This window comes from Undibacterium sp. YM2, assembly GCF_009937975.1.
Lineage (GTDB): Bacteria > Pseudomonadota > Gammaproteobacteria > Burkholderiales > Burkholderiaceae_D > Undibacterium.
On record NZ_AP018441.1, the window covers coordinates 1,534,929 to 1,546,914 of the forward strand.

Annotated in this window: 12 protein-coding genes and 1 riboswitch; of the genes, 10 read left to right on the plus strand and 2 right to left on the minus strand. The window is 49.0% G+C overall.

The window, feature by feature from the left end:
• The first annotated feature begins 3 nt into the window (after window positions 1–3).
• From UNDYM_RS06825 to UNDYM_RS06845, 5 genes are all read left to right on the plus strand, one after another.
• Entirely contained in the window at window positions 4–573 is a 570-nt protein-coding gene (locus UNDYM_RS06825; RefSeq protein WP_162040372.1) for a PilW family protein, read from the plus strand.
• Window positions 570–1,145, plus strand: coding sequence for a PilX N-terminal domain-containing pilus assembly protein (locus UNDYM_RS06830; RefSeq protein WP_162040373.1), 576 nt, complete (start codon window positions 570–572; stop codon window positions 1,143–1,145). Before UNDYM_RS06825 ends, UNDYM_RS06830 begins: the two co-directional genes overlap by 4 nt.
• A 689-nt stretch (window positions 1,146–1,834) precedes the next feature.
• The gene (locus UNDYM_RS06835; RefSeq protein WP_162040374.1) at window positions 1,835–3,274 is read left to right on the plus strand and encodes a hypothetical protein; all 1,440 of its coding nucleotides are present in this window, start codon (window positions 1,835–1,837) and stop codon (window positions 3,272–3,274) included.
• Window positions 3,271–4,785, plus strand: a complete 1,515-nt coding sequence (locus tag UNDYM_RS06840; protein WP_162040375.1) for a pilus assembly protein — start codon at window positions 3,271–3,273, stop codon at window positions 4,783–4,785. Before UNDYM_RS06835 ends, UNDYM_RS06840 begins: the two co-directional genes overlap by 4 nt.
• Window positions 4,786–4,803: 18 nt before the next feature.
• Window positions 4,804–5,253, plus strand: coding sequence for a type IV pilin protein (locus UNDYM_RS06845; protein ID WP_162040376.1), 450 nt, complete (start codon window positions 4,804–4,806; stop codon window positions 5,251–5,253).
• A gap of 17 nt (window positions 5,254–5,270) precedes the next feature.
• Here the strand turns inward: UNDYM_RS06845 and nrdR are convergent, their stop codons facing one another.
• Both nrdR and glyA read right to left on the minus strand, forming a co-directional pair.
• Window positions 5,271–5,723, minus strand: a complete 453-nt coding sequence (gene nrdR / locus UNDYM_RS06850; protein ID WP_110257305.1) for a transcriptional regulator NrdR — start codon at window positions 5,721–5,723, stop codon at window positions 5,271–5,273.
• Window positions 5,724–5,864: 141 nt separating this feature from the next.
• On the minus strand, window positions 5,865–7,115 hold the full coding sequence (gene glyA / locus UNDYM_RS06855; protein ID WP_162040377.1) for a serine hydroxymethyltransferase: 1,251 nt from the start codon (window positions 7,113–7,115) through the stop codon (window positions 5,865–5,867).
• Window positions 7,116–7,204: 89 nt separating this feature from the next.
• Window positions 7,205–7,341: riboswitch (ZMP/ZTP riboswitch) on the minus strand.
• A 198-nt stretch (window positions 7,342–7,539) separates the two neighbouring features.
• Here glyA and UNDYM_RS06860 point away from each other — a divergent pair.
• The 5 genes from UNDYM_RS06860 to UNDYM_RS06880 all read left to right on the plus strand — a co-directional run bounded on the left by UNDYM_RS06860 (window position 7,540) and on the right by UNDYM_RS06880 (window position 11,902).
• Window positions 7,540–8,292, plus strand: a complete 753-nt coding sequence (locus tag UNDYM_RS06860) for an SDR family NAD(P)-dependent oxidoreductase (protein ID WP_162040378.1) — start codon at window positions 7,540–7,542, stop codon at window positions 8,290–8,292.
• A gap of 129 nt (window positions 8,293–8,421) precedes the next feature.
• Window positions 8,422–8,832: a tol-pal system-associated acyl-CoA thioesterase gene (gene ybgC, locus UNDYM_RS06865; RefSeq protein ID WP_162040379.1), complete on the plus strand. Its 411-nt coding sequence runs from the start codon at window positions 8,422–8,424 to the stop codon at window positions 8,830–8,832.
• Between the two features lie 59 nt (window positions 8,833–8,891).
• The gene (tolQ, locus tag UNDYM_RS06870) at window positions 8,892–9,587 is read left to right on the plus strand and encodes a protein TolQ (RefSeq protein WP_162040380.1); all 696 of its coding nucleotides are present in this window, start codon (window positions 8,892–8,894) and stop codon (window positions 9,585–9,587) included.
• A gap of 16 nt (window positions 9,588–9,603) precedes the next feature.
• A complete protein-coding gene (locus UNDYM_RS06875) occupies window positions 9,604–10,047 on the plus strand; it encodes an ExbD/TolR family protein (RefSeq protein ID WP_110257282.1) in 444 nt (147 codons plus the stop codon).
• Window positions 10,048–10,168: 121 nt separating this feature from the next.
• Window positions 10,169–11,902: an autotransporter assembly complex family protein gene (locus UNDYM_RS06880; RefSeq protein WP_232064102.1), complete on the plus strand. Its 1,734-nt coding sequence runs from the start codon at window positions 10,169–10,171 to the stop codon at window positions 11,900–11,902.
• Window positions 11,903–11,986: the final 84 nt, after the last annotated feature.

Consider the following 11,986-nt stretch of genomic DNA (forward strand, 5'->3'; position numbering starts at 1 on the left):
TATGTGATTGATGGCCTCAATTCAAATTCCAGCGGTGGTGTTCCGGCAGATTGTTTGGGGCAGGCGGTTACAACAGTGCCTGCGATTGTTGAAAATCGCTTTTATGTTCAGGTAAATCCTGTAACTGGACGCAGGGAACTCTTTTGTGCAGGGAATGGTGGCACGGCACCGGGTGCAACCAATATTTTACCTGGACAACCTATTGCAGATAACGTTGTTGATATGAAAGTAACCTATGGTTACGATCAGGATGACAATCAATCTGTTGATGGTTTTTATACTGCGGCGCAGTTGACAGATGCTGCAACAACGGTACCCATGCCAGATTATCAAGTTAAGGATCCAGATAGGATCCCCGCTGAAACCTGGACACTTATGTCGAACCGCTTCTTTAAAGTACTTTCTGCGAGGGTTTGTCTAGTGATGCGATCTGCTAACGATAACATTACGCCAACAGCACAAAAATATCGTGACTGTAGCGGCAATCTTGTCACAGCAACTGACAAAAGATTATATGCGGCTTTTTCTAGTGTCATTTCTTTGCGTGGCCGCACGAATGGGAGAACTTTATGATAAGAAATTACTCATCGCAACGCGGATTTGTGATGCTTACTTCCATGATTTTTCTTTTGGTCCTGACGATGCTGGCGATTACAGCGGTGAGACGTGCTACTCAGGAAGAGCGATTTGCGCGCAGTATCAGGGAGCAAAATCTCGCATTTCAAGCTGCAGAAACTGCTTTGCGATATTGTCAGAAAGATTTTGAGCTTACCAATAAAGGTGGTGTGTTGCCAGCTGGCCTGGACAGGACTGTGAATAACATTCCCATCAATTTATATGTACAGGCCAGCAACCTTAACCCTCCCCCTGTACTCTGGGCAACGAAGGCAAACTGGGCGACTAAAGGTTATCGTTTACCGGCAAACACTGTTCCAAATGTGACTAATCAGCCAGAGTGCATGATTGAAGAATGGTTCGTACCAATACCTGGGAGTAATGCCTCATTTTCAAATAGTGCATCAAATGAGGGAGCCAATGACCTTCGTCACCAGACTAACTATGTGATTACTGCCAGAGGGGAAGGGAGTTCAAACCTTTCAGTGATCTGGTTGCAAGTGACTTTATATATAGGTTCAGCAACATAAGCGACATTTTGTGATGCATATCGTGTCGATTTTACTCAACGGGCCCTTTTGCCAAACATTGATGTTTTAGTCTCAATAGATTTGATCACTATAAATCCAATGGTATGGTAAATGGCTACCGGCAGCAGAAGAATGAACATTCAGGGGAAGACCATGAAGAAAATAAATAAACCGCTAACTGTGTGTCTGATTGGCTCTTTGCTTGGGCAATTAATTGCACCGAGCTTGGCATACGCGACAATATCAACCGCTCCACCACTGGTGAAGCCCAATGTGCCACCTAATATTTTTTATACCTTGGATGATTCAGGTTCAATGATGTGGGAAATGATGCCAGATGATATTCCCCGGACAGGTAATGGGGATGTTACAGGCACAGGTTATGACGACTATTGCGAAACTGGAGGAGCCTGCTGGGTTACCAATGTATTTCCCAAGCCAGCCAATGTGTATAACGTCGGCGGCGCAGGCGATTATGGTATCTCGAATGCTGTCGTTGTAGGTTTTAATCATAATATTACTGTTGCACGCTGGCGTTCTTCTGATATTAACAAGGCGTACTACGATCCCAAGATTTTGTATCAGCCTTGGGCAGACCCTAATGGTGGCCTGATGGCGCCCGCCAACCCCTGTCAGCCCTCTATAACCCTGTTGCGCCTAGTGGTGGAACAAATACCAATGCAATTAATTTGTCAGTTAATCAGACTTATGCCAACGGCGCTTATGGATGGCTGGCTGATGACGCTAAATCGTACAACACTAATGGCAGAACGATTTTCCCTGCACTTTATTATGTCTATAAAGGTACCTCAGGATGTAACAAGTCCACGCTGGCTTGCTTCGATCGCTATGAAATCAAGACAGGGACAGTTTTTCCTGCGAAGGCGGCAGCACGCACAGACTGCGTTGGTTCCGCTTGTACAGTAGCTGAAGAACTGCAGAATTTTGCCAACTGGTTCCAATATCACCGATCCCGTATTCTGACCGCGCGCGGCGGCAGTGGCCAGGCTTTTTCCAAGCAAAATTCTACGATCCGCGTTGGATTTGGTACCATTAATACCAATGGCACTGTCATTAACAAGGTCTCAAATGACTTCAGTGCCGCCAATAAAACCAATTTCTTGAATACTTTGTACAAGCAAAGAATGCCAGCTGCGGGTACTCCATTGCGCAAGGCTGTTGATGAGGTTGGTCAATATTTCAAAGACACGTCAATTACTGGCCCATGGCAAACGACTTCTGGTGTCGGTTTGGCCTCAACGCAATTAACTTGCCGCCAAAATTATAATATCTTAATGACTGATGGCTATTGGAATGGTACGGCTGCAGGAGGTGGGCGCAATGGTAACTATGATGGTGCCAATGGCCCAACAATCACCCGGCCAGATGGATCAACTTATCAATACACACCCGCTAAACCCTACACCGATACTTTTAGTAATACGCTTGCAGATATAGCCTTTTATTATTGGGCAAATGATTTGCGTCCAGATTGGCCAGCAGCGAAGAAAAATGTACCAACCACATCGGCTGACCCAGCTTTTTGGCAACATCTGACGCAGTTCACAGTGGGTTTGGGTGTCAAAGGCACGCTGGATCCAAGCACTGATTTGCCTGCCTTGACGAGTGGTGCCAAAGTCTGGCCAGATGGTTCCACCAATCAGATTGACGATTTGTGGCATGCCGCTGTTAATTCCCGTGGTAAGTACTTTAGTGCATCCAATCCTACGGAGTTTGCAGCAGCACTTGATTCTTCTTTGAACACGATAGCAGAGCGTGTCGGCGATGCTGCGGCTGTTGGCACTTCCAGTAATACCGTGCGTGCAGGTAGTAGTATCTTTACTTCGACTTACCGCACGTCTGACTGGTCAGGTCAATTGGTACAAAGATTATTGGATGATAACGGCGTCATTACAGGGACTGGCTGGACTGCGACGGTCCCTGATTTTTTAACCAGACAAAATAGAGTATTTACTTATATTGATCCGGCCATAAAAGGTAGAGTCTTTAATTACTCTAATTTAGCTCCTACAGATAAGCCCTATTTTGATACTGAGGCTAGTACCTATCCTGCGACAACCGTCACTGGAGAGAATATAGTCAATTACATTATTGGGGGCCGGATTTGAACCGTCTTCGCCCACGCACAGTACCATTCGGTGATTTTGTGAACTCGGCTCCACAATACGTGAAAGAAGGTGAGGACAGTGGCTATAGTTATTTGCCAGCCAGCACGCCTGGCAAAGGTAGTTACGGGGGGTATTTGCTGACAAAATATAATCGCACACCCATGGTGTACATAGGTTCGAACGATGGTATGTTACATGCCATTAATGGCACAACAGGCGTTGAGGAGTTTGCTTATGTTCCCAAAGCCGTTATGAGCAATTTGCCATTGTTGTCACGTACAACTTATGGACACAGATTCTTTGTCGATGGTACGCCCAACGTAGGCGACTACTATGATAATGGTTGGAAGACAGCTTTGGTTGGTACGACTGGTGCTGGTGGGAGAGCTGTTTTCGCCATGGATATTACTGTGCCGACACTCCCTGCATTCGGAGCAGACAAGATTCTTTGGGAAATTAATTCCACAACGCAACCAGAGTTGGGATATACGATTGGTACTCCCCAAATTGGCCGTATGCCAAATGGCGACTGGGTCGCTATCCTGGGGAATGGCTACGAGAGTTTTTCAAAGCGCGCGCAGCTGTTCATCATTCGCCTTACCGACGGCGCGGTTACCAAAATAGACACTGGTGTGGGAAATGCGACGACACCTAATGGACTGGCTACGCCAAAATTGATTGTTGGCTCTGATGCAACTATTAAAGCCATCTTTGCTGGTGATTTGCTGGGTAATTTGTGGAAATTTGATGTAAAGAGTTCAGGCACTACGATTGCATTTTCTGGCTCACCTTTATTTCAGGCAAAAATTGGTGGAGTCGCACAGCCAATCACAGTCCAGCCTGATATGATTCCACATAGTAAAGGTGGGATGATGCTGCTGTTTGGCACAGGTAAAATTTACGAAACTGAAGATGCTTTGAATACCGATGTTCAATCTCTGTATGGAGTGTGGGATCAAACTGGCGTACCTAGTGTCAGTTCTCCAACCTCCATCTCAGGTAGTCAGTCTGCACTGCAAAAACGAACCTTGAGCTGGTCTGGTTCCAATGCTTACGCGGTTAGTAATGAAACGGTTGACTGGACAAGTAAACGTGGCTGGTATATGGATTTGAACTTGAGTACAGGTGAACGTCTGACCATAGATCCGCAAATATTCTTTGATGAGATAGTGTTCACCACTATTATTCCAGCCAGTGCTGTAGATACTTGTTCTTCAGACGGTAAGTCAACAACATTTATTTTGAATGCCATCAACGGTAATGTTTTCCCTTACCCCACGTTTGATACGACTGGAGATAATAAAGTGACTTCTGCAGATGCGATTATTGCTGGTAAGCAGGGTGGTCTGACCTTTGGATCTACGTTGCTGAAAAATGGTCCGTCGGCAATTATTTATCAACCGGAATCGTCTGGTGCGGGTTTATCCGGTAATGGAACACGTGCCACAGCTATTGTTCCAAGTTACAACCCGACCAGACGTATCTGGAAACAGATATTGCGTACTGATTAAAATCATAGAGGTGCTCAAGTGTTAATTAAGAAATCGGAAGCTGGCTTTACTCTGATAGAGATATTGATTGTGGTCGTTATTTTGGGGATATTGGCGGCAATCTCTGTCCCCGCATATACCGATAATGTCAGACGTAGCCGACGTGCGGACGCGCGTTCTGTTCTAACGCAAAATGCGCAATTCATGCAGAGCTTCATGACTGCGAATGATCGTTATGACAAAATGCGCGACAACACCCCGGTTGCCCTGCCTATGCTGGTGAGCCCGGTAGGTGCTACGGGTAGTAATATTGACTATGACATCAGTTTCACGATAGCACCAACTGCGACTACTTTTAGCGTTCGTGCCGTACCGCGGGCTGGTGGCAGGATGGCCGCAGATGGCTGTGGCACTTATGCGATCAATGAAAGTGGTGCAAGATCGAATGTGGGCAATACTTTATCTGTAGATACCTGCTGGACCAAGTAATAAAACCGGGAGGAGCTTTAGCTCTTCCTGACCTCTTGTATCGCCTCGGCAAATTCGGATACATCCTCAAAGCTTTTATAGACAGAAGCGAAGCGGATGTAGGCGATTTTGTCGAGGCGTTTCAATTCGCGCATGACCAGTTCACCCAGGTGGCCGGACATGACTTCGCGCTCTCCGCTGGACAATAATTTTTCTTCTATTCTCTGTATGGCTGTCTCGACAGCTTCGGCAGATACCGGGCGCTTGCGCAATGCCAGCATCAGGCTGGCGCGCAGTTTGGCGGTTTCATACTCTGTGCGGCTGCCGTTTTTCTTGACGATGACGGGCATCACCAGTTCTATACGCTCATAGGTGGTAAAACGCTTGTCACAGTCGGCACAGCGGCGGCGGCGGCGTATGACATTGCCTTCTTCTGAAACACGGGTGTCGATGACCTGGGTATCATCGTTGTGGCAAAAAGGGCATTTCATGACGTATAGTGCTCCAATGGTTTTTATAATTGATTTTATAATTTGATGATACAAAAAAGCCACTCAAGCGAGTGGCTTTTTATTGTGCTGCCTGATACTTAAGCCTTGCTTTGCTTGAATCTCTTAAGCTTGATGAATCTATTACGCTTGATAAACCGGGAATGCATCTGTCAATTGTTTGACTTCAGCTTTCACGCGTTCTATCGTCGCTGCATCATGCGGATTATCGAGTACGTCAGCAATCAGGTTACCCACTTTAACTGCTTGCTCTTCCTTGAAACCACGGGTTGTGAAAGCCGGGCTGCCGAGACGAATGCCGGAAGTGATCATCGGTTTTTGCGGATCGTTCGGGATACCGTTCTTGTTGCAAGTCATGTGGGCAGAACCCAGGATGGCTTCGGCTTCTTTACCTGTCAGGTTTTTAGGACGCAAATCCACCAGCATCACGTGGGATTCTGTACGGCCAGAAACGATACGCAGGCCGCGTTCAGTCAGGGTATTTGCCAGCGCAGCAGCGTTCTTGACGACCTGTTCCTGATAAGCCTTGAACTCTGGTGTCAGTGCTTCTTTGAAAGCAACTGCCTTACCAGCGATCACATGCATCAACGGGCCACCTTGCAAACCAGGGAAAATCGCAGAATTGATCTTCTTGGCGATTGCTTCATCATTCGTCAAAATGATACCGCCACGTGGGCCGCGCAGGCTCTTGTGAGTGGTGGAGGTGACGACGTCAGCGAAAGGTACAGGGTTAGGATAGACACCCGCAGCGATCAGGCCAGCATAGTGGGCCATGTCCACCATGAAGTAAGCGCCGATTTCTTTGGCGATCTTGGAGAAGCGCTCAAAGTCGATGCGCAGGGCAAATGCAGAAGCACCAGCGATGATCAGTTTAGGCTTGGTTTCACGTGCCAGTTTTTCCATGGCGTCGTAGTCGATATCTTCTTGCTCATTGAGGCCATACGAGACCACATTGAACCATTTGCCAGACATATTCAAAGGCATGCCGTGGGTCAGGTGACCACCTTCAGCCAGACTCATGCCCATGATGGTGTCGCCTGGGTTCAGCAAGGCAAAGAACACGCCCTGGTTGGCTTGTGAACCAGAATTAGGCTGTACATTGGCGAAATTGGCGTTGAACAATTGTTTCAGTCGGTCAATCGCCAGTTGCTCGACCACATCCACATGCTCGCAGCCACCGTAGTAGCGCTTGCCTGGATAGCCTTCAGCATATTTGTTGGTCAACTGGGAGCCCTGGGCTTCCATGACGGCAGGGGAACAATAGTTTTCAGAGGCGATCAACTCGATATGCTCTTGTTGACGGACATTTTCTTTTTGTATCGTAGCAAACAGTTCTGGATCTACGTTGGCGAGGGTATGATTTTTTGCAAACATGGCGGTTCCTGATTATTCCTGTTAATAAACAATGATTGTTGTTAATGAGGTGTCTGAAACGGATAGGGGCAGCCTCATTGCTTTTACCATCAGGCTACCCAGGCGCACGGCTGGAGTCAGATAGACTCCGAAATCTCACGCTTCCCGATGGAACTCCATCTTGGGCCAGGATGCTTGCCCGTCTAACAGGGCAGATATGGCCACTTCGCCAGTCACGTGAGATGAAATGGTGCAAGGATTTTACGTGATGGCGTTTGAATGGGCAAGTGCCAGCAGTGGTATGGCAAAAATTAATTTTCACACAAGTATTGCCTTGAAATTTTTAGCTTCCCGATATTGGATGGCAAAACCACTTAAAATAGTATGCTTCAGAGCTGCAAACGTCAGCTAGGCAAATTACCCACAAAAAATGAAGGAATTCAGCATGATCGTCTTGATTACAGGTGCAAGTTCAGGTTTTGGTGAAGAAATGTCCCGCAAATTTGTCCGTGAAGGGCATAAAGTCATTGCTGCCGCACGCCGAACAGACAGGCTGGACGCCTTGCAGGCAGAGCTTGGCGCTGCCTTGTTGCCAGTCACGCTGGATGTGACCAGCAAAGATTCCATCAAACAGGCTTTGGCTGGTTTGACAGCAGAATGGAAAAATATCGATGTGCTGGTCAATAATGCCGGCCTGGCCCTGGGTACAGAGCCTGCACATCTGGCGTCCCAGGATGAATGGGATACCATGATAGACACCAATACCAAGGGCCTGGTCACCGTTACCAGAGCCATCCTGCCAGACATGGTCGCGCGTGGTACCGGTACGGTCATCAATATAGGTTCTGTGGCTGGCGAAACACCTTATCCAGGTGGCAACGTGTATGGCGCGACCAAGGCTTTTGTCGATCAGTTCACCCGCAATTTGCGTGCTGACCTGGTTGGTACAGGCGTACGTGCGACCAATATTGCTCCTGGCCTATGTGGTGGTACTGAATTCTCTAACGTGCGCTTCCGTGGCAATGATGATGCCGCAGCCAAAGTTTATGAAGGCACCGTACCGCTGACAGCCATTGATATCGCTGAAACAGCCTACTGGATCGCTACTTTGCCTGCGCATGTGAATATCAATCACATAGAAATGATGCCTACTTGCCAGGGCTATGGGCCACTGGTGATCAAGCGCAATACTGCGTGATTTTCATCAGGTCTCAGGCTTTGCTGAGACATTGATTTACTCTGCCTGCTGCCAAATTGATGGCAGCAACAGCTCCTTTGAGTGACAAAGAGTAAATATACGCACTGAATAGCTGGTAAAGTTTATACTATGAAAACAGAATTTGTATGGCCGGTCAGGGTCTACTATGAAGACACTGATGCCGGTGGCATCGTTTTTTATGCGAATTACCTGAAGTTTTTTGAGCGTGCCCGTACCGAGTGGCTCAGGGCCGCAGGGGTCAACCAGCAGCAAATGGCAGATGAGCATGGTCTGATGTTTGTCGTCAAAGCCACCGCAGTCGAGTATCATGCACCCGCGAGGCTGGACGATGAACTAAGACTCACCGTCGTGGTCGAAAAGCTGGGCAGGGCGTCTGTACAGTTTGTACAAGAAGCCTGGTGTGGGCAGCGTTTGCTGGCCTCAGGCAAGATCAAGGTTGCTTGTGTCAGCAAGTCTGAAGTCAGACCGGCGGCAATTCCTGCTGACGTGCTGGCACAGATAGACAGAGATGCTGGCTGAAATTATTTTATTTTAGGGCGGCAACATTGCCCGGTGTTTTGTTTTTGAATTGATTCAATATGACTGTTACCCAAGACCTTTCATTTTTAAGTCTGATCACGAATGCCTCTATTCTGGTGCAACTGGTCATGGCATTGCTGCTAGGCGTGTCGCTGACGAGCTGGACTTACATCTTCAGTAAAATGTTTGCCATCAAAAAAGCGCGCGGGCAAACTGAAGAATTTGAACGCAATTTCTGGTCTGGTGGCAATCTGGTTGATTTGTATGCAGCAGCGACCAATAGCCGCCGTACTGGCCGCGACACTAGCGGTGCGCTCGAGCGCATCTTTGAAGCGGGCATGAGCGAATACCACAAGGTAAAGACCGCCAATAAAACCACGCTGGATGCCACCGCCATGCTCGATGGCGCACGCCGTGCGATGCGTGCGTCTTACCAGCGTGAGATGGATTTGCTGGAGTCGCACCTGTCCTTTCTCGCGTCCGTTGGCTCGGTCTCGCCTTACATAGGTTTGTTTGGAACGGTCTGGGGCATCATGAATTCTTTCCGCGGTCTGGCGAATGTGCAGCAGGCGACATTGGCTGCCGTCGCCCCAGGTATTGCTGAAGCCCTGATTGCCACTGCGATAGGCTTGTTTGCTGCTATACCTGCCGTGCTGGCTTATAACCGCTATTCTCACGATATAGACAGGCTGGCGATACGCTTTGAAACCTTTATCGAGGAATTCTCCAACATTCTCCAGCGTCAGTCACGCTAAGGCAGAATGAGATAGCATGAGTACCCTGCGTGGCGAACGTAAACGCAAATTCAAGGCAGAGATCAACGTCGTGCCGTATATCGACGTGATGCTGGTGTTGCTGGTGATTTTCATGGTGTGCGCACCGATGACCAATCCCAGCGTCATCAACCTGCCTACTGCCGGGCAATCTACCCAGCCGCCATCTGATTACATAGAAATCACCTTGCGGCCCGATGCCGCTTCCACCATCAGCATCAATAGCAAAGCCGGTAACAATGGCAACAACCGCCAGGAAAGCAAGGAAGAAGCCAAAGACCGCAAACAACTGATGCAAAAACTGCGTGAGTATCATGACGCCAAGCCAGAGTTGTCTGTGCTGGTTTCTGCCGACAAGGGCATGATTTATGACGAGGTCATACAAGTGATTTCAGAAGCAAAAAAACTGGGTATCAATCGCGTTGGTCTGGCGACCAAGTGAGTTTTTGCAGATGCAGATAAGACTGCGCCCCTTACTGATACTGTTCTGTGCTGCCGGTTTATGCGGTGCAGGCTTGGTGAGAGCGCAGCAGTTAGCACAACCTGAAGCCCCATCTGTGCAAATGCCTGAAACAGACAACGATGCTGTTTCCACCACCAGCAGTGGCCGTTTGCAACTGGTTGCTGCCAAATCACACTGGGCCGATTTGCTGAGGGAACATATCCCTGAATTTGCCAGCAATGCTGAAGCGCAGAATATCACTCCCGCACTGATCAGACGGTTGCGCCTGGATATCAGCAATATTCTCGCGACTGAAGGCTATTTCTCACCGCAAATCCAGTTTGATAATCCAGATCAGGCGCTGGCGCCAGCCTCCACAAATAAAATCATCCACGTGACTGTGGGAGCAGGCCAGCGCACCATCATAGAAAACGCGTCTGTAAAGGTGCAGGGCCCCATGGCAGACGCGATTGATGCGGGCGACAAGGCCGTTACCAAAAGGCGACGGGCCCTGCAGGAAGACTGGGGCCTCGCAGTTGGCCAGCCATTCCGTGACGCTGACTGGAGTGATTCCAAAAACCAGCTGTTGGAAAGCCTGCGCTCAGATGCCTATGCTTCAGCCAGCATGACATCCAGTGAGGCAAAAATCGATGCTGACCAGCATAGCGGCATCCTGCAAGTAGAAGTCGATAGTGGCCCGGTATTTACCCTGGGTGATTTGCGTGTCACTGGTTTGCAGCGTTACCCCTCCTGGCTCATAGAACGTTATCAGGCACCCAAAAAAGGTGAGGTTTATTCACGTTCGCGCTTGCTGGATTTCCAGCGCTCCCTGCAAAACTCCGCTTACTTTGCCACCGTCGCTGTAGGCATAGATCCTGATCCAGAAAAAGCCGACGCAGTACCCGTGGATGTGACCGTGGTCGAGCGCCAGGCACGTGACCTGAGCTTTGGTCTCGGTTACAGCACCAACACCGGTTACCGCAGCGAAGTTGCCTATCGTGACCGCAATATACTTGAGCAGGCCTGGGATTTGCGTAGTGCCGTCAGGCTCGAGCAGCGCAGGCAACTTGGGTACGCCGATATTTACCTGCCACCGCGTGAAAGCAAATTCCTCGATTCTTTTGGTGTACTGGTGGAGCGCGAGAATATCGCCGGTGTGCGCTCCAGCCGTTATGCACTGGGCATCAAGCGCACCAGCACCCGTGGCCATCTCGAGCAACGCCTGGGTCTGAACATCGTCAGGGAAAAAATTTCTCCTGATGGCGAAGCGGAAGAGGTCAACAAGGCACTGGTTGCCAGCATAGGCTGGACTTGGCGTGATGTTGATCAGCCTTTCGATCCACGTAAAGGGCAGATTTTGCAATTTGATCTTGCTGCATCTGAAAAAGCCTTACTGTCCGACCAGCGCTTCATACGCAGCTATGCCAAATATCAGCGCTGGATACCAGTACGCAAAACCGATACTGTCATCTTGCGCGCAGAGCTGGGTGCTGTTATTTCCAAAGATGAACAGGGTATCCCTGAAGATTACCTGTTCCGCACTGGTGGCAGTACCACGGTGCGTGGCTATGGTTACCAAACCCTGGGCATACAGCACGTAGGCAGCACACGTGGTGGCCGCGTGCTGGCAACTGCCAGTGCTGAATATGTGCATTGGCTTAACTCTTCCTGGGGAGCTGCCACTTTCCTTGATGTGGGCAATGCCGCCGACAACTTTCGTGAGTTGAATTTAAAGCAGGGCATGGGTGTCGGTGCGCGTTACAAGACACCTGCGGGGCCGATTGCGCTTGATCTGGCTTATGGTCGCCAGACCAAAAAAGTCCGGCTGGATTTTTCTATCGCGATTGCTTTCTGATATGAGCGAAAACGAAAAAAATCAGACAGAGCAAAAAACGCCCGCTAACAAAAAGCGGAGTCATTTGCGCCGCTTGATCCTGTT

Excerpts from the sequence above, each read along its gene's own strand:
- UNDYM_RS06880 (WP_232064102.1), top strand. The coding sequence starts at position 10,169 with ATGCCTGAAACAGACAACGATGCTGTTTCCACCACCAGCAGTGGCCGT.
- ybgC (WP_162040379.1), top strand. The coding sequence starts at position 8,422 with ATGAAAACAGAATTTGTATGGCCGGTCAGGGTCTACTATGAAGACACT.
- UNDYM_RS06830 (WP_162040373.1), top strand. The coding sequence starts at position 570 with ATGATAAGAAATTACTCATCGCAACGCGGATTTGTGATGCTTACTTCC.
- UNDYM_RS06860 (WP_162040378.1), top strand. The coding sequence starts at position 7,540 with ATGATCGTCTTGATTACAGGTGCAAGTTCAGGTTTTGGTGAAGAAATG.
- tolQ (WP_162040380.1), top strand. The coding sequence starts at position 8,892 with ATGACTGTTACCCAAGACCTTTCATTTTTAAGTCTGATCACGAATGCC.
- nrdR (WP_110257305.1), bottom strand. The coding sequence starts at position 5,723 with ATGAAATGCCCTTTTTGCCACAACGATGATACCCAGGTCATCGACACC.
- glyA (WP_162040377.1), bottom strand. The coding sequence starts at position 7,115 with ATGTTTGCAAAAAATCATACCCTCGCCAACGTAGATCCAGAACTGTTT.
- UNDYM_RS06875 (WP_110257282.1), top strand. The coding sequence starts at position 9,604 with ATGAGTACCCTGCGTGGCGAACGTAAACGCAAATTCAAGGCAGAGATC.